Source organism: bacterium SCSIO 12741 (genome assembly GCA_024398055.1).
In the GTDB taxonomy this organism is placed as follows: domain Bacteria; phylum Bacteroidota; class Bacteroidia; order Flavobacteriales_G; family Salibacteraceae; genus SCSIO-12741.
Genome location: CP073749.1, coordinates 3685471 through 3703373, shown reverse-complemented (window position 1 = coordinate 3703373; position 17903 = coordinate 3685471). Strand labels below are relative to the sequence as shown.

Sequence of the window (17903 nt, the reverse complement as noted above, 5' to 3'; positions counted from 1 at the left end):
TTTTAAATCAAATTGTTGATTGCAGAAAACCGTGGTGGCCAATAAATTTGAAATTCCGTTTGATTCAAATTCATTAAAATTGTTCGGATAAAAAGATGAGGATAAACTACTGGTCGATTACCTTTTTAGATAATACTGGTTCTTTCCATTCTGTCAGTTTTGGTTAATATTCGATCTTTTATAAATACAACACAATCATCTGAGAGCGTCGTATTTACAATTAAGCAATGAATAAAAATAGGAACATTAATCATTACCCCCTGATCAACTTCATAAAGACCAATAATTCCTATATCACGGTATAATTTTCTACCATGAACTGCAAATGGATGGGGTTCTAAAAATTGAAGAAAAAGCTAAACTTCCTAAAGGAAAGCCTTATTACCCTGGCAAAGAATCTTCCTTATTCATCTGCTCAAACCTCTCAATTAACTCTTCATCGGTCATGTGAAGGTTTTTGATAGATGCCTGAGCCTGAATGGCGTATTCGTGGCGTGGAAAGCGTTGAATTAATTCACGGTACTTCGTTTCCGCCATTCCCTTCTGATTCAAGTAATTGTCGTAGATAAAAGCGGTCAAATAGAGCGCATCTACCGCCTTTTCGTGGTTTCCGTAATCGCGATCGAAGTTCTTAAGAATGTTGATCGAACGGTCGAAGGCGCTGATTCCCATGCACACTTCAGCCGCCTTGAACAAAAACTCAGGAGCGTTTTCATCATCGGCATTGTTATTGGCAAACTGGATGTATAAACTCACCACCTTATTGGCTTGATTGACATCAATTTGGCCCGAAACTGAATTCAATAATTTCGACTCCTGATCTTTGATGGAAGCGATGGCCTCCTTCTTTAAAATCTCGCTGTCTTTCTCGGTTGACTCAGGGGTAGTTGAAGTGCCGCATGCAGCAAACAATGCCGCAAACAGGGCGATTCCAATAATTCTAATCATCATCATTTGGGGAACCTCATTTTGTACTTGGGGTCAATATTACCTTTTTTAATGTTGTTGAGCTTTCGCTGAAGTAGACGTTTTCTAAGCGGATTGATATGGTCGGTAAATAGCACTCCTTCGATGTGGTCGTACTCATGTTGAATAATACGAGCAGCCATACCGTAGTACTCCTCTTCTACCAATTCCCATTTCTCGTTGTAATACTCAATCACCACTCTTTCCGGACGATCTACATCGGCCCGAATATCTGGAATGCTCAAACAACCTTCCTCAAAGGGCCACTCATCACCATCTTCTTCTACGATAATGGGGTTAATAAATGCCTTTTTAAAGGTCTTCAAGGTTTTGTACTCCCGCTGATCTTCTTCCGACTTTCCATCCTTGTAATCATCAGCATATGGCGTACCATCCACAATGAACAAGCGAAGCGCTTTCCCTACCTGTGGTGCTGCCAATCCCACACCATGGGCCGCATACATGGTTTCAAACATATTGTCGAGCAAAGGTTTTAACTCACTCGAGTTTTCCTTGATTTCCTCGCACTCCTGCCTCAAAACAGGATGACCATACGCGTAAATGGGTAATATCATAAGCCGTTATTTGCTTCCAGGTAAGCTTGTAAAATAAGCGTAGCACTTACCTGATCCAGTAATTCTTTTTTTCGTCGATTCTTTTTCTTCACACCCCCAGCTACCATGGTTTCCATGGCCATTTTGGAGGTATATCTTTCATCTTGTCGATGTATGGGCAGCTCAGGTAATTCTTTCTTAAGCCTCTGGATGAATTTTTGAATGTCTTTTTCAACTTCCGAGAGTTCATCATTCAATCGAAGCGGTAATCCGATAACCAAGGCCTCTACTTCTTCCTGCCGAGCGTAGTCCGTCAAAAATTTTACAGCCTGTTCGGCAGGAACCGTGGTCAATCCGCTGGCAATGATCTTTAAAGGATCAGTAGCCGCAATTCCGACGCGTTTGGTTCCATAATCTATCGCTACAATTCGTCCCATATTTCCGGTTGCAAAATTAGGAAGAAAACGGCATTCGATCAGAAGGTGACAATATCCTACTTTTGCGCAGGAAAATGGAACCGTATTCCGACGCTTGGAATGCAGAACCGAAGAATGAGCATGAGAGAAATTATTGAAAAGGCCTGGGAGAACCGGGAGCTGCTAAAAGAAGTGGAAGTACAAGAGGCTATTCGTGCCGTAGTGGATCAAATTGACAACGGAAAACTGCGTTGCGCCTCCCCTACCGAATCTGGTTGGGAAGTGAACGAATGGGTTAAAAAAGCCGTGGTCATGTATTTTCCAATTCAAAAAATGGAGACCATTGAAGTAGGTCCCTTTGAATTTCACGACAAAATCGCTCTCAAAACGAACTACAAGGAAAAAGGTGTTCGGGTTGTCCCTCATGCCATTGCTCGCTATGGTTCATACGTGGCACCTGATGTTATCATGATGCCTTCTTACGTCAACATTGGTGCTTATGTAGATTCAGGGTCTATGGTGGATACCTGGGCTACAGTAGGATCTTGTGCACAAATTGGAAAAAACGTTCACCTCAGCGGTGGGGTTGGAATTGGCGGAGTATTGGAACCTCTTCAAGCCGCTCCGGTAATTATTGAAGACAATGCATTTATTGGATCCCGTTGTATTGTAGTAGAAGGCGTACGTGTAGAAAGAGAAGCTGTGTTGGGCGCCAACGTTGTGCTAACCGCCAGTACAAAGATCATTGATGTAAGCGGTGATGAGCCTAAAGAATACCGTGGCTATGTTCCTGCCCGTTCTGTGGTTATTCCTGGCACAATGCCTAAGCGTTTTCCAGCCGGAGAATACCAGGTGCCTTGTGCATTGATCATTGGAACCCGTAAAGAAAGTACAGATAAGAAAACTTCATTGAACAACGCTCTGCGCGAATACGACGTGGCGGTGTAGGTTTATGAACCGGATACTGGTCATACAAACCTCATTTATAGGAGATGTTATCCTGGCTACTTCGGTAGTTGAAAAGCTCCACCAATTTTACCCAAGTGCCTCCATCGATTTTTTAGTTCGGAAAGGCAACGAGGCTCTTCTCGATGGGCATCCCTTTTTGAATCGGGTGTGGGTTTGGGACAAGCAATCTGGAAAATACAGTAACCTACTCAAACTTTCCCGGGAAATTAAAGCTCAATCGTACGACTTGGTGGTGAACGTACACCGTTTTGCAGCATCGGGTTATTTGACCTGGACTTCTCAAGCCAAAGAGCGCAGTGGCTTTGCCAAAAACCCCTTTTCTTTTTCCTACACCCGCAAGGTGAAGCATGAAATTGGAAATGGTAAACACGAAATAGAACGAAATCAAGAATTGATACAGCCCTGGACGGACGAGAAACCGCTTCCTCCCCGCTTATACCCCACTGAGAAGCATGTACAAAAAGTGCAAGCCTATCAAAACGATCCTTATGTGGTGATTGCGCCGGCCTCGGTATGGTTTACCAAACAACTTCCTACTGAAAAGTGGGCGGAGTTAATCGCTTCGCTGAATCCAGATTTGAAGGTTCATTTTATCGGTGCCCCGCAAGACCGGGATACCGCTCAGGTTATTATAGACCGAGCTGGAATTGAGGATCGGGCCATTAATTTGGCGGGAGAGTTGAGTCTGATGGAATCAACGGCTTTGATGCAAAAAGCCACCATGAATTACGTGAACGACAGTGCTCCCCTGCATTTGGCTTCTTCGGTAGATGCTCCAGTAACAGCCTTTTTCTGTTCCACCGTTCCCCGGTTTGGATTCGGGCCGTCGGGCACCCAAGGCAAGGTGGCGGAAACGGAAGAAAAACTCGATTGCCGCCCGTGCGGATTACACGGAAAAAAGGAGTGTCCCCAGCAACATTTCAAATGCGCTACTACCCTACCGGTTAAGAAATTTGCCGTATGACAGAAAAAGAAATCATTTATGAGGCTGTCCAGGTTTTACAGGACGGCGGGTTAATCATATATCCTACCGATACCATTTGGGGACTGGGTTGTGATGCCACCAATTCAGAAGCGGTAAAAAAGGTTTTTGAACTGAAGCAGCGCGCAGATTCGAAAAGCTTAATTTCCTTGGTAAGTTCGGATGCCTTGCTCAATCGCTGTGTAACAGAAGTGCCTTCTATTGCCTGGGATTTGTTGGATGAATCTGTTGATCCCATGACTGTCGTTTATCCACAGGCTCGTTGGATTGCCTCTGAAGCGATCGCTGAAGATGGATCTGCTGGAATTCGCCTGGTTAAAGAAGGTTTTGCGCATAAACTGGTACATCGGCTAAATCGGCCGCTCATATCAACCTCTGCCAATATAAGTGGAGAGCCCTCTCCGAGGCTAAAAGAGGAGATTTCCTCTTCCCTATTGACTGGGGTAGATTATGTGGTAAATTTGCCCGGCCTTGGCGGGGGAACGGGAAAAGCCTCATCGGTGATTAAACTGGAGTTAAACGGAGAGATTAAGATTCTAAGGAAGTAAAGAATGAACCTGAAGGAAAAACTGGATTTACCCATTTTTGAAACCATTGCAAAGGTTGCGGCCAAACGCCAAACACCAGTTTATGCAGTTGGAGGTTTCGTTCGTGACACGTTGTTGCAACGCCCCATTAAGGATATCGACTTTGTTACTTTGGGCAGCGGTATCGACTTGGCAAGCGATGTGGCCAAAGAGTTGAATCTGGAAAACTCACTCACCGTTTTTAAGAATTTCGGTACTGCCATGATCAAGTGGAAGAAATACGAAATTGAATTTGTAGGTGCCCGCAAAGAGTCATATCGCCGTGGAAGTCGAAAACCCATTGTTGAAGATGGAACCATTGAAGACGATCAAAAACGGCGTGATTTTACGATCAACGCGATGTCCATTTCTCTTCAGGAAGAGAATTATGGAGAGGTAATTGATCCTTTTGATGGCCTGAAGGACTTGGACGAAAAGCGAATTAAAACCCCCTTGGCTCCAGACCAGACGTACTCCGACGATCCTTTGCGAATGATGCGGGCCATCCGTTTTGCCACTCAATTGCACTTTGGCATTGAAAAAGAATCCCTGGAAGCAATTTCCAGAAACAAGGAGCGCATTCAAATCATAAGTCAAGAAAGAATTGCGGACGAACTCAATAAGATTCTGGCTGCTCCAAACCCTTCTATAGGCTTCGATTACTTGTACAAAACGGGGCTATTGGCCATCATTTTACCTGAAATTCAAGCTTTGCAAGGCGTTGAAGAGATTGATGGTCAGTCTCACAAAGACAATTTCTACCATACGATTGAGGTGGTGGATAACATCAGTGAGAATACCCAAGACCTGTGGTTGCGTTGGGCTGCCCTACTCCATGACATTGGCAAACCTGTAACCAAAAGATTTGACGATCAGGTAGGCTGGACCTTTCACGGCCATGAATTTATCGGATCGAAAATGGTACCGCGGGTATTCAAACGATTGCGCATGCCGCTGAATGACAAAATGAGATTCGTTCAGAAAATGGTCATGCTGAGTTCTCGCCCGGCAGCACTTACCTCGGACGATACTACTGATAGCGCCGTAAGAAGGCTACTCTTTGATGCTGGAGACGATATTGATAGCCTTATGACCTTGGTAGAGGCTGATATTACTTCCAAAAATGCAAATCGGGTAAAACGCTACCGCAACAACTTTAAGGAAGTTCGTGGCAAGCTTAAGGCCATTGAAGAGAAAGATAAGATTCGGAATTTTCAGCCACCTATTAGTGGAGATGAAATCATCAGTACCTTCAACTTACGTCCTTGCAAGGAAATCGGATTGATCAAAAACGCGATTAAAGATGCCATTTTGGACGGAGAAATTCCGAACGAATACCAGGCTGCACGTGAATTCATGCTTCGAAAAGGTGCCGAATTGGGCCTAAATCAAACTTCCTGATCTACTTCTCAATCAAAAGATAACCTTCTCTTGAAAGCCAATGTCCAAGGTTTTCATCAATTGGTTTCCCCCGTTTTGGGTTTCCGAAAAACAGCCAATCCCCTGGTCTGCCCTGAGCTATAGAATAATTTCTGGCTGAAGTAACCACTCGATCCATTCCATGAGTATCGTCGGTAGAAGTTAGATGCAAGTTCCACAATTCGTCCAGCAGTTGTGCCGACCCATCATTCAGGGTAACCCATCCATTGCTCCAACTGGTATCATGAGGTAGAATTACGGTATTTTCAATGCCCTGCATTTCAACCCACCCCTGGCGGGCAAAAGCAATTCTGGAAGTATACTTTTCTGAGGTAATTACAACCGAATGCTTGCCTTGAAAAACTTCAACCATGGGCCGAGTATGATTATAAACCAAAATTCCTCGCCTGTTCTGCCTGCTCCATTCGCTATACGTCGAAGACACAAAAAGCAAGAGAACTGTTGCCAAAGCGGGATAAACGCGTTTGAACTTTTGTTGAAATCCTATTTCTAACAACGCCCAAATGAGAAAGTACAACAGGGCCACGTCCCAAGCCTGAATGTGTACTCCTTGGATCGCCCCGGGTGGTAGACTATCAATCCAGGAGACCAGTGCATTTACGGTATGAATCAAAACCTCCATACACCAAGCCACATAAACAGCAAGGGATTCAAAAGGAGATACAGCGAGTAGCAACAAGCTCCCAGTAATGATCAAAAAAGCACCTGGCACAACCACAAGATTGGATAACAAGAACCAAAAGGGAAATTGATGGAAATAATAAAGCCCAAGCGGAAAGGTGGCCAATTGGGCTGCCAGAGACAAAGCCAACAAGTCCCAGATGTAGGCAGTTACCTGATTCTTTGGCGACCACAACTTCCTAATTTTTGGAAACACCCAAACGATACCCGTTAGTGCGGCAAATGACAATTGAAAGGACACTTGAAAAAGCTGAGTTGGATTGACCAAAAGCATGATAAATGCTGCTCCACAAATGATATTGATTACATCGGCACGACGCTGCAGGTATTTACCGATTACATACAACGAGATCATGGAAGATGCCCGAAAAACCGAGGGCACAAATCCTGTAAGCATGGCGTAAATTTGAATTCCTGCAACAGGCAATAGCGAAGATAAGGCCCGACTTTTTCCTTGAAAAAACCAGCTTGTCACTTGAAACAAAACCAAGAATATCAACCCCACATGAAGACCCGAAACGGCCAAAACATGCATGGCTCCGGAAGCGGCGTAAGAAGCACGAAGTTCTTTATCCAACCCGGATTTATCACCAAGAAGCATAGCCTTAATTAAGGCAGACGATTCCTCGTTGAGTAACCCCTCCAGACGTTGGGCTAAGCTGTGACGCCAAAAGGCGGGATTGTCAAATGTAAAAGCCCCATAACCAAGTGGGATGCTCTGATGTCCGTAGAAATCGAAGTAAAATCCTTTTTCGTAAAACACCTCTCGAAAATCCAGAAGCGAAGGGTGGGTCATACTTCTCAGATTTTGAAAACTCCCCTTAGTCATGACCGTATCGCCAGGGCAAAAAGACCGATCGAGAAACAGAAAACCAGATAGTCCCTCCACTCCATCGGGAACACGAGCAGCTGAAAGACAGTGCACCTGGTATTTGTAGCGATGGACATCAATTTCGCGAAACTGATCAATGACAAATACAGCCGAACGTCCCTTAAAATCATCGAAGGCGATGGCCTTATTTTCCCAATGCGGAATACGATTTTGCAGGAACAAAGCAAACCCCAGCACAAAAAACCAAGAAGCGACCAAGGTTCCAAACCACCAGCGAAAGCGAAATGTCCAGGCTACAAAGCGCTCTAGGATCAAAGGAATGGCGATTAAACCGAGAATTAAATAGGAAGCATAAAGAAGATAACCTGGATCAAGCCAAGTAGAATCCACCCCGTGTTCAAAGACATATCCCAGCACTACCCCGGGAATCATAAAAGCCAGAATACGAACAAAGGGTTTGGTTCTAAGGTGTCGGTTGATGGTCGACATACCCAAATCTAAACAATTTTGAAATTTCAATCTCCAACTCAGAGCTCAGATAACTATCGAAGCGATCACCGAAGGTAATCTTGAACTTTGGAATTGAACGCCCCCTTCTAAATGTACTCTTAGCTTGGTAGAGGCATTGTTATTAGAACCTCCACTCTAAATCAATCTGGAGATTCGAGATTCGAGGTTCAGGATTCAGGATTCAGGATTCAGGATTCAGGATTCAAGATTCAAAACCTAGTCTTCCCGAAAGAAATCCAAGGCTGAAAGGTGGATCAAGTGGGTGTCTTTGTAGTAGTAATGAAGAATCTTGTTGTAAGGATAGCCCAGCTCTGCCATACGCATTGCTCCTTCCTGGCTTAGTCCTACACCATGGCCGTATCCCTTCCCACTAATATTCACATAACCATCTGATTCAGTCACGGTAAAGTAGGTAGATTTCAAGCTCCAATCTTTGCGAATAGTCTTTAGCGGAATGGATTTTCCAGCAACCTCCAAATTGGCCTGACGGATGTTTGGACTGTAATTCAAAAGCTGCTCGGTGGCTGAAGTATCGCTCAGCGAAACATTCCATTTTTTAGCCATGTAGTTCAACCACTTCTCTTTCTCCAAAGACGTTTGCCAAAGGTAGTGAGGCATGTCCAAGCTAAAGGTATCTGAAACCGATCTTAGGTAACCTACCGGTTGCGACCAGGCATCTTCCGAGTTAACCGTTTGACCACCGGAATTGGAATGAAATACGGCCTGAATAAGGTTGATATCGCTGTCCACCAAAACCAATCCTCGTGTGGCATTAACGGCTCTTACGATCTCCGGATTTCCTTTACTTTTTCCTTTGTACACCTGGCTATTCACGCGATCGCATACGTTGAATCCGAAATTGGAAAACTTGTTCAAGTTACTCAGTACATAAGTTCTGGCAATAATTGCCTGCACCTTATAGTATTCAAAGGTTTCCTTTGTTCCCGATTCAGCTTCCACTACCCCGGCAATGTAATGCTCGATGTAAACATCGTTGACGAGTTTTAAGCGGTTTTTGTAGGCGGTAATGCGAAGGTTATCGTTGTAGGTGCGACTTTCTGTTTTCGGAGTCACCCCCTTGAATCGGAAGCAGGCGCCCCATTCCTTTCTTTTGAGTTGCACTTTTCTAAATGCACCGAGAGACTTTCCTCCCGAGGTTAACTGCACCTTCTCACCCTCTACACGGGCTACAAAGGTTTGATTTCCTCCTAAGGTCTTCACTACCTGGCCATCCCCTATCAGATCATAATTTCCCCGATCGATGGTTATTAGAGATGCGGAAGGTCTGTTTCCCCAAAAGATGCCTACGTTTACCACTTCCCGGACAGCCAAGAGTGGGTGAGACATCAAAACCAGTAAAGCTATGATAGTCAATCTCTCCATTGGAAAACAAAAATAAAGGCCTGTTCAGGGAATTCTGAATTAGCCTTTCAGAGTTTTCAACATCCGACTTGCAGTAATTTCGGATGCACCGCTACCGCCCAGTTTTTCACGCAGTTCTTCGTAATCCTTGAGCAGTTGATCGCGTTTGTTTCCACCGGGTAACACGGCGGTGAGTTCGGTTTCCAGGTTCTTCGAATTCAATTCTCCCTGAATGAGTTCCTTCACAATTTCCCGATCTACAATCAGGTTTACCAGGGAGATGTACGACACCTTAACCAACATTCGGGCAATGTAATAGCTCAACCAGCCTCCTTTGTAGCAAACCACCTCAGGCACATTAAACAAGGCCGTTTCTAAGGTGGCAGTACCACTACTTACCAAGGCAGCCTCGGCGTGCATCAGTAGGCGGTAGGTTTCTCCGGAAATGATCGGAATCTTCTTTCCGCCCAATACGGATTCGTAGTACTCTTTGGTCTGCGAAGGCGCTCCAGCCAAAACAAATTGATAGTCCGAAAAGCGATCTTGCATTTGAGCAAAAAGTGGAAGCATCTTACTGATTTCCTGCTTTCTACTTCCAGGAAGAAGAGCCACGATGGGCTTATCCGAAAGCCCGTACGTTTGTCGAAAGGCCTCGGTGGGCATTCGTTGATCCCTAAATTGTTTGACGGCATCCAAAAGTGGGTGCCCGACGAAATCTACCTCCATATCAAATCGGCGGTAAAAATCTTTTTCAAAGGGCAGAATCACGTACATCTTCTCTACATCTTCCTTGATTTTGTAGGCTCGATTTTGCTTCCAGGCCCAGATCTGAGGTGAGATGTAGTAAAATACTTTTCGTCCGTTTTTGCGGGCCCAGCGCGCAATTCTTAGGTTAAACCCAGGGTAATCCACTAGAATCAGCACATCGGGATTCCATTCGGCAATATCGTCTTTGCACAGCCTTATGTTGCGTAGAATAGTTCTTAAGTTGAGAAGAACTTCCACAAATCCCATGAAGGCCAATTCCTTGATGTGTTTTACCAAGGTTGCCCCCTGTTCTTGCATCAAATCTCCTCCCCAGGCACGAAACTCGGCTTCGGGGTCTTTTTGACGCAGTTCACGAATCAAATTGGAGGCGTGCAAATCTCCGGAGGCCTCACCTGCTATGATGTAGTACTTCACGAGGCGTAGAAATAGGCGACAAATGCAATAACGTAGGCAAAGTTGGCCAGCAGAATACCTCTACCCGTGAGATCCATTTTCAATCGATTTAATACCAGGAGCATTACCCCAGCATTAAGTCCAATGGCCAGCAAACAAACATTTTCCAGGTAGGTTGGAGAATACTCCACCAAATCAGGATCGGCAAAGGCAATCAAAGCATATACCACAGCGGGTGGAATGATTAACCCTAAAATGATTCCGAGTAAAATGTGATCCTTAATTTTCATTCAGCTTCCAACTTTTTAAAGACGAAAGTGCGCTATGAGCCGTCAAATCTGTTTGAATCGGTACTACGGACACATAGTTGTTTTCCAGGGCGTGAATATCTGTATCTTCTCCCGGATCGTAGTTTTTGAACACTCCCGTCAGCCAAAAGTACTCTTTCCCGAACGGATCGAGGCGTTGTTCAAACTCTTCTTCCCAATTTCCATTGGCCTGTCGGCAGATTTTGATTCCCATGATTTCGTCTCGTTGAAGTCTGGGAATGTTCACATTGAGGCATACATTTTTAGGTAACCCTTCCGCCAATACAGTCTTGGTGATCTTTCGAGAAATTTCACGAGAAGCTGAAAAATCTGCATCAATACTGTGATCCAGAAGCGAAAACCCTACACTGGGCACACCTTCCAAAGCCCCCTCTACTGCCGCAGACATGGTACCTGAGTACAACACGTTGATGGAGGCATTACTTCCATGATTGATTCCAGAAACAATGATATCTGGCTTGCGCGGTACCAATTTGTACATCGCCAGTTTGATGCAATCCACAGGAGTTCCGGAACAGGAGTAAACCGTGAGTCCTTCTTCCTGCGAAATAAGTTGGGTGCGTAGGGTAGCATTCAAGGTAATCCCATGACCGGTACCCGACTGAGGTTTATCAGGGGCTACTACAATTAAGTCTCCCAAGTCTCGGATAGACTCAATGAGTGATTGAATACCCGGAGCGGTTACTCCGTCATCGTTGCAAACAAGAATTAAGGGTTTGCTCATACGTATTGAAGGCGTTTAAATTCGGAGCAAAGAACAGCTGCGGCGGAAGCCACATTTAATGACTCTCCAGCTCCAAAACGAGGAATGGATATTTTTTTTGTGATTAAATGACCTACGTTTTCGGAGATTCCATGGGATTCGCTTCCCAGCACAATGATAGCATTGGAACTCAAATCCAACTGGTAAATGCTTTCACCATGAGTGGTAGCTCCATAAACGGGTTTTAATGGGTTGTTTATTCTTAAATCGAAAATGGCCTCAGTCAGTTCCCGATAGCTTACGGGAATCCTAAATAAAGAACCCATGGTAGATTGAACCACCTTGGGATTGTACATGTCGACCGTGTCTAAGGAACAGATTACCTCGGAAACCCCAAACCAATCGGCCGTACGGATAATGGTCCCCAAATTGCCGGGGTCCCTTACTCCATCGAGCATAAGCACCATTTCGTCCTCCATGTAACGCAGGTTTCGTTGTGGCATTTTAACTACAGCCAAAACCTTGTTAGGTGTTTTTAATGCACTGATTTTTTCGAGATCAACGGCTTTGATTTCCTCCACGGGAAAAGAGGCCTCCTCGATTAGCGATTCATGCTCCATTAGCCAGTCAGAGACAGCCAAAAGTTCCTGAATTTGGTAAATTCCTTTACCCGTTGGTGAATTCTCGGCCAACAATTCGGCCACCATTTTTTCGCCTTCCACCAAAAATAACCCCTGTTCGTGACGGTGTTTTTTTTGCTGTAAGGAGCGGATAAGTTTGACTTTGTTTTTAGATAACATCCCCTGTGCTCGGTCCTAATTCAGTATTATTGCAAAAGTAACAAATATGGCTCCGGCCGCTTTGAAGCGAGTTCAACATATTGCCCTTTTTTTGATTCTGGCAGCCTCTGTTCTTCAGTCGTGCAAACCTACCAAATTGCTCAAAGAAGGAGAGTACCTGCTGGACAAAACCAACCTTGTGGTTAAGGGTGACAAGGAAGTTCAAAAAGAGTTTCGTGATAATGTAGATGTGGACGCATTAAACAGCATTATCAAACAAAAGCCCAATCGCAAACTATTAAACACCTTCAAGTTTCACCTTCAGATCTATACCTACGGAGCTAAAAAGAACAATTGGTTTAGACGCTGGCTCAAGAAAATTGGAGAACCTCCCGTTATTTACGATTCCGTTCTCACCCGAAAATCTGAAGAACAACTCAACTTGTACCTCCAGAAAAAAGGATACTTCCTTTCTCGAGTAACTGATTCAGTAGCCTACCAATACAAAATAAAAAAGGACAGTATACGCATTGATAAAAAGAAGGTTATCGTAACCTATGAAGTTCATCCGGGTCCGCCTTACAAGGTGATGAGGCTGGCTCGTACCATGCACAGTAACTCGATTCAGGTAGCCTTCGATTCAACGGTAACTGAAAACGGCCTCATTGTTCAAGGAAAAAATTACGATGAATCCTCGCTCCGAAATGAACGAGATCGGATCGAAAGGGCCATGAAAAACAAGGGCTTCTACAATTTTGGCAAGCAATACATCCGATTTGAAGTAGACTCAACGGTAAAGAAAGAGCGGGTGAAGGTTACCACTGTGATTGATCCACCAGAGCCTGTACAAATTGAAGAGCAAGGTAAGGACACTGTGGTTCAAAGAGACCATCAGAAGTATTATATCAAAGATATGTTTGTGGTTATCCGTACGGGCAAGAACGAAGGATTGGTCCAAGCCGACACCGTGCTGCTGGATAGCGTGAATTTTGTGAACTACCCTGGAAATGCGATGCGTCCGAATGTGATTTTAAGAACGCTGTATTTCCGCCCTGGTGATTTGTATCGCCTGGAAGACATTGAATATTCCTACAATCGTTTGGCTAACCTGAAGGTGTTTCGATTGATCAACATCAATGTATTTCCCCATCCGGATGATCCGAATGGAACCGACCTGCGAGCTGTTATCGACTTGTCTCCGGGCGCCAAGCAGAGTTTTACGGTGGAAACTGAAGGAACCAACCGTGGCGGTAACCTGGGAATCAATGGAAGCGTGAAACTAACCAACCGTAACGTACTCAAAGGAGCAGAACTTTTTGAAGTAAAAATCCTAGGAGGATTGGAAGCTCAAAACGATACGTTCCGTGATAATTCCGAAGAATCTCAATTTAGCAACCTACCCTTTAACACCCTGGAATACGGAGCGGAAATGACACTCAGGGTTCCCGATCTGCTCATTCCTAAAAAGAAGAACAAAACCCCGGGCTATGAAAAGCCGAATACCGCATTTTCACTGGGATACAACTACCAACTGCGAAGTGCTTATAAACGGGATGTTTTTGCTGCCGTAATGGCTTACAACTGGTTCCTCAAACGAAGGCACGGATTCAGGCTAGCCGTTGTTGATCTGTCCTACATTAGTATCGACAAAGCCGATTGGTTTCAGGAAAGGTTGATAGAATCCAAAAACTCCCTCTTGATCAACAGTTACCAAAATCACTTGATTTCGGCGACCAATTTGAGCTACCAATTTACCAACCAAAAGAGCTACGATGAAAACTACTTCTTCTTCCGAACCATGTTTGAATCAGCGGGTAACCTTCTCCGGCTTACCCACGATTTGACAGGACGATCCTTTGAGGAAGGAACGGATTACTACACCGCATTGGGAGTGCGGTATGCCCAATACCTCAAAATGGACGCCGACATTCGATTATACAATGTGATTACGGACCATACTCGAAGTGTTTATCGTTTCTACGGAGGTGTCGGTGTAACGCTACAAAACCTAAACGTGCTCCCCTTTGAGAAGAGTTTTTACGGGGGTGGTGCAAACAACAACCGAGCTTGGCTGGCCCGATCCATGGGACCTGGTAGTATGTCGGATACCTTAGTCAATGTGGATCGAATTGGAGACATGAAACTGGAGCTCAACTGGGAATATCGTTTCCAACTGATTGGTTCCTTGGAAGGAGCCTACTTCATCGATGCCAGTAACGTTTGGCTACTCAAAAAGGATAGCTTGCGACCAGGAGCAGAGTTCGCTTTCGACCGATTCTACAATGAATTTGCCATTGGTTCGGGATTAGGATTAAGGGTCAATTTGAGCTTCTTCATTCTTCGATTAGATGGAGGTATAAAGGTTCATGATCCCGTAGCCCCTCGTGGAGAGCGGTGGATCTGGCAATCGAAAGACCAATACAACGAGATGCAACGGACCTATTACGAAAACAATAACCTCGGTGGTAGTCCTCCCTCCTACCGAACCCGGCTCAACCTGAACCTGGCTATATCCTACCCTTTTTGACCCTGCGATTCGCCGCGATGGTCTAATTTTGCAGCAAAATGTTACGCTATGCCCGCTGCTGGATCTTCCGAAACTGGTCTTGTCATTTACGATTACTTTATCTCACTGGGATTTAGTCCGTTTTGGGCCTCGACTACCCGAGCAGCTATTTTGGTGTGCTGCCTGTTTCTCATCGTCGTTCTTTTTAGCACGGTTATCAGAAGCTATTTACTCAAGTTGATCAACAAAGCCACGGCCAAGTCACCTACATCATACGATGATATTCTGGCTCAAAACAAGGTTTTTCGTCGGGCTTCCTTGTTGATTCCAGCCCTGTGCATTTATCTCTTCGACGATTTCATATTTGCTCAATACCCGGGTCTCATTCGTCTGTTTCGTGGAATAGCCAATGTTTATTCCGTAGTCATCATTGCCTGGGTCATCGACGCTTTGCTGAAATCGGTTCAGCATGTAATGGAAACCCGTAAGGCTTTTGAAAATAAGCCTCTTACCTCCTACCGCCAGTTGGTTTCCATTCTCAACTATGGGGTGGCTATAATCTTGGTCATTTCCATCATTATCGATCGTTCACCGATGTATTTGTTGAGTGCTTTGGGTGCTGCAACGGCCGTATTGTTGCTTTTGTTCCGGGATTCCTTACTTGGATTTACAGCAAGTATTCAGCTGGCTTCCAACGACATGATTCGCGTAGGCGATTGGATTACGGTTAAAGCCTATGGCGCTGATGGAACGGTTACCGAAATTAACCTGAGCACGGTCAAAGTGATCAATTTCGACAACACGATTTCCACAGTTCCTACTTATTCGCTCATCTCCAATTCCTTCGTAAACTGGAGAGGCATGCAAACTTCGGGCGGCCGAAGAATCAAAAGGGCATTAAACATCCATACTGGTTCTATCCAAATGTGCACTCCGCAGATGCTCGAAGACTTTAAACGGATTAAGTTAATTCAACCTTATATCGAAGAGAAGAGTGCTGAAATTGAACAATTCAATACGCAAGGTGGGGTGAGCAAAGAAGTTTTGGTAAATGGACGGAACCTGACCAACATAGGACTCTTTCGAAAATACACCGAACTATACCTGGCTCAAAACCCAAATATTAATCAAGACCTCACCTTAATGGTGCGTCAGTTAAGCCCAACTGCCGAAGGCCTACCCCTTGAGGTTTATTGCTTTAGCCGAAACAAAGACTGGGTAGTCTACGAAGGTATCATGGCCGATATTTTTGACCACCTCCTGGCTGTTGCTCCTTACTTCCATTTGGAGGTATTCCAAAACCCAAGTGGAACGGATTTTCACCAGTTGCAAGGAAAGGATTAACTCGTGTGATCAAATACGATAACCCACTCTCCATCTTGCTTCATCCATACCAGTGAAAAGTAGCCACCGAGGGTATCTTTACTGCGTAGCAAGGTCCATTTTCCAATGACAAAATACCGGAGCCTTCCTATGGTTCTCATCTCATCAATTTCAAACTCCAATTTCCCCATCGCCTCCTTATCGGGATAGGCCTTTACGTAATTATTATAAACGGTTTCCCAGCCGCAACTCTTTCCGTTTTTGGATAAAAAACACAAGGAATCACTTTTCCAATAGGCATCCATAAATCCCTCTAAATCACCCTCATTCCAAGCTGCCTCTTGATTATCCATTCGAGTCTTAATGATCTTCAGATCATTTTGAATATCTTGCGGCCTTCTTTCCTCGCAGCCCAAAAAAACTAAGCCGAACACGAGAAGGCAAATTACTGAAAAAGAGTATCTTGTAAACATGAGTGCTATTTATTTTGGTGGATTAAAACCTTCTTAGAGAATTAGAGTATAAAACAAACAAAAATTAAAGAGTTGACCACAAAAAAGGTTCGGGTTTTAGTTGTTGAAGATGAACCAGCCATGGCTATGTTACTAGAGCGATTGCTGGAACAATTGGGTTTTGAGGTTATACAAATTGTACGTTCGGGTGAAGAGTCTATTGAAGTAGCGAATCAGGAAATTCCTGATATCATTCTCATGGATATTTATCTGGAAGGTGAAATGAACGGTATCCAAGCGGCTGAACAAATTTTGTCGCGACATAATATACCTGTCATCTATTCTACATCCGATGCGGATGAAGAAACCTTGCAGAATGCCAAGTCTACTTATCCCCTGGGTTATATTTTAAAACCCTACAGCCGCAATGTCTTGAAATCTACCATTGAGGTAGCCCTGTCGATCAAGGAAGTAGAAACGCGCAAGAATGAGGAGTTAAAACAAGCCTATCATACGATTACGCAACAAACTCAAGAAATTCTCGATAGTTTTAAAAGTGCTCAAAAAATTCAACAAGCCATTTTACCGGGTGAACCTGAATTCCGCGAACATTTCCCAGAATCCTTCATTCTTAATCTACCCAAGGAAAGCCTCGGAGGCGATTTCTTCTGGTACAAGTACCTGGATACGGATGAACTTCTTTTTGCTGTGGTGGATTGTACAGGCCACGGAGTTCCAGGAGCACTCATGTCGATTCTTGTAAATTACCAACTCACCAAAGGTTTGTCTGATGCGAAAAAGGGAGATGGTTTAGGTCAAATCTTTCAATTTGTAGACAAAGTTCTAAGTGATACTTACGAAGGCGAACACTTGGGCAAAGCCGAGGAAAAAGAAATCAAAAACCTAAACGCTGGTTTCGATTCGGCTATGTGCCTTTACAATGAAAAGAAACGCACACTCCGGTTTTGCGGAGCCAAACGTCCATTGTACCTGGTGAGAGACGGCGAGGTTCACACCTATTCAGGCAATCGGGCATCGGTAGGCCTTTTTGACGTTCCCGGAAAGTCCTTTCAGGAAATTACTATTCCTATTCAACCCGGAGACCGCATATACCTCGCATCTGACGGTTATCAAGACCAAATGGGTGGTAAGCTGGGCAAACGACTCAAAAGTGCTCCCTTCCGTCAAATTCTACTCGAAATGAGCCAGTACCCCATCACAGAGGGCTCTGAAAGACTCATGCGGCAATTCAACTCCTGGAGAGGAATTCACGAACAAATAGACGATGTTCTAATTCTCGGAATGGAGTTTTAGAATAAGAGAAGCGATCCCGATGGCCATCGGGAGAGATCTGAGAATCGAGATTGGAGAT

The 17903-nt window shown here is 44.5% G+C and carries 17 protein-coding genes; 7 read left to right on the top strand and 10 right to left on the bottom strand.

What is annotated here, in order from left to right:
- Positions 1 to 381: 381 nt before the first annotated feature.
- Genes KFE98_15815 through ruvX form a run of 3 tightly spaced genes read right to left on the bottom strand, consistent with a single transcriptional unit; the run spans position 382 to position 1957 of the window.
- Entirely contained in the window at positions 382 to 954 is a 573-nt protein-coding gene (locus KFE98_15815) for a hypothetical protein (protein ID UTW61464.1), read from the bottom strand.
- Positions 951 to 1541: a peptide deformylase gene (locus tag KFE98_15810; GenBank protein UTW61463.1), complete on the bottom strand. Its 591-nt coding sequence runs from the start codon at positions 1539 to 1541 to the stop codon at positions 951 to 953. The genes KFE98_15815 and KFE98_15810 overlap by 4 nt, the downstream gene beginning before the upstream one ends.
- Positions 1538 to 1957, bottom strand: coding sequence for a Holliday junction resolvase RuvX (gene ruvX / locus KFE98_15805; GenBank protein UTW61462.1), 420 nt, complete (start codon positions 1955 to 1957; stop codon positions 1538 to 1540). Before ruvX ends, KFE98_15810 begins: the two co-directional genes overlap by 4 nt.
- Positions 1958 to 2071: 114 nt before the next feature.
- Between ruvX and KFE98_15800 the strand changes: the two genes are divergently transcribed.
- Genes KFE98_15800 through KFE98_15785 form a run of 4 tightly spaced genes read left to right on the top strand, consistent with a single transcriptional unit; the run spans position 2072 to position 5854 of the window.
- On the top strand, positions 2072 to 2884 hold the full coding sequence (locus tag KFE98_15800) for a 2,3,4,5-tetrahydropyridine-2,6-dicarboxylate N-succinyltransferase (protein UTW61461.1): 813 nt from the start codon (positions 2072 to 2074) through the stop codon (positions 2882 to 2884).
- 4 nt (positions 2885 to 2888) lie between these two features.
- Positions 2889 to 3869, top strand: a complete 981-nt coding sequence (locus tag KFE98_15795) for a glycosyltransferase family 9 protein (protein ID UTW61460.1) — start codon at positions 2889 to 2891, stop codon at positions 3867 to 3869.
- The gene (locus KFE98_15790) at positions 3866 to 4435 is read left to right on the top strand and encodes a threonylcarbamoyl-AMP synthase (GenBank protein ID UTW61459.1); all 570 of its coding nucleotides are present in this window, start codon (positions 3866 to 3868) and stop codon (positions 4433 to 4435) included. The genes KFE98_15795 and KFE98_15790 overlap by 4 nt, the downstream gene beginning before the upstream one ends.
- A 3-nt stretch (positions 4436 to 4438) precedes the next feature.
- On the top strand, positions 4439 to 5854 hold the full coding sequence (locus tag KFE98_15785; GenBank protein UTW61458.1) for an HD domain-containing protein: 1416 nt from the start codon (positions 4439 to 4441) through the stop codon (positions 5852 to 5854).
- Between the two features lies 1 nt (position 5855).
- Here KFE98_15785 and KFE98_15780 read toward each other — a convergent pair whose 3' ends face one another.
- The 6 genes from KFE98_15780 to KFE98_15755 form a co-directional block, all read right to left on the bottom strand.
- Complete coding sequence (locus KFE98_15780; GenBank protein ID UTW61457.1) at positions 5856 to 7895, bottom strand: ComEC/Rec2 family competence protein; 2040 nt, start codon at positions 7893 to 7895, stop codon at positions 5856 to 5858.
- 237 nt (positions 7896 to 8132) lie between these two features.
- A complete protein-coding gene (locus KFE98_15775) occupies positions 8133 to 9263 on the bottom strand; it encodes a SpoIID/LytB domain-containing protein (GenBank protein UTW61456.1) in 1131 nt (376 codons plus the stop codon).
- A gap of 75 nt (positions 9264 to 9338) precedes the next feature.
- Positions 9339 to 10460 carry a lipid-A-disaccharide synthase gene (gene lpxB, locus KFE98_15770; protein UTW61455.1) on the bottom strand — a complete coding sequence of 374 codons (1122 nt, stop codon included), beginning with the start codon at positions 10458 to 10460 and terminating at the stop codon, positions 9339 to 9341.
- Complete coding sequence (locus KFE98_15765; GenBank protein UTW61454.1) at positions 10457 to 10729, bottom strand: hypothetical protein; 273 nt, start codon at positions 10727 to 10729, stop codon at positions 10457 to 10459. Before KFE98_15765 ends, lpxB begins: the two co-directional genes overlap by 4 nt.
- The gene (surE, locus tag KFE98_15760) at positions 10719 to 11492 is read right to left on the bottom strand and encodes a 5'/3'-nucleotidase SurE (GenBank protein ID UTW61453.1); all 774 of its coding nucleotides are present in this window, start codon (positions 11490 to 11492) and stop codon (positions 10719 to 10721) included. The genes KFE98_15765 and surE overlap by 11 nt, the downstream gene beginning before the upstream one ends.
- Complete coding sequence (locus KFE98_15755; GenBank protein UTW61452.1) at positions 11489 to 12271, bottom strand: RNA methyltransferase; 783 nt, start codon at positions 12269 to 12271, stop codon at positions 11489 to 11491. The genes surE and KFE98_15755 overlap by 4 nt, the downstream gene beginning before the upstream one ends.
- A 46-nt stretch (positions 12272 to 12317) precedes the next feature.
- Here KFE98_15755 and KFE98_15750 point away from each other — a divergent pair, with 46 nt between their 5' ends.
- Together KFE98_15750 and KFE98_15745 are read left to right on the top strand one after the other, a co-directional pair.
- A complete protein-coding gene (locus tag KFE98_15750; GenBank protein UTW61451.1) occupies positions 12318 to 14777 on the top strand; it encodes a BamA/TamA family outer membrane protein in 2460 nt (819 codons plus the stop codon).
- Positions 14778 to 14825: 48 nt separating this feature from the next.
- Positions 14826 to 16100: a mechanosensitive ion channel gene (locus KFE98_15745; protein UTW61450.1), complete on the top strand. Its 1275-nt coding sequence runs from the start codon at positions 14826 to 14828 to the stop codon at positions 16098 to 16100.
- On the opposite strand, the gene KFE98_15740 is transcribed toward KFE98_15745, so the two are convergent.
- Positions 16097 to 16432, bottom strand: coding sequence for a nuclear transport factor 2 family protein (locus KFE98_15740; protein UTW61449.1), 336 nt, complete (start codon positions 16430 to 16432; stop codon positions 16097 to 16099). The genes KFE98_15745 and KFE98_15740 overlap by 4 nt on opposite strands.
- 192 nt (positions 16433 to 16624) lie before the next feature.
- Between KFE98_15740 and KFE98_15735 the strand changes: the two genes are divergently transcribed.
- Positions 16625 to 17845 carry a response regulator gene (locus tag KFE98_15735; GenBank protein ID UTW61448.1) on the top strand — a complete coding sequence of 407 codons (1221 nt, stop codon included), beginning with the start codon at positions 16625 to 16627 and terminating at the stop codon, positions 17843 to 17845.
- Positions 17846 to 17903 lie beyond the last annotated feature (58 nt).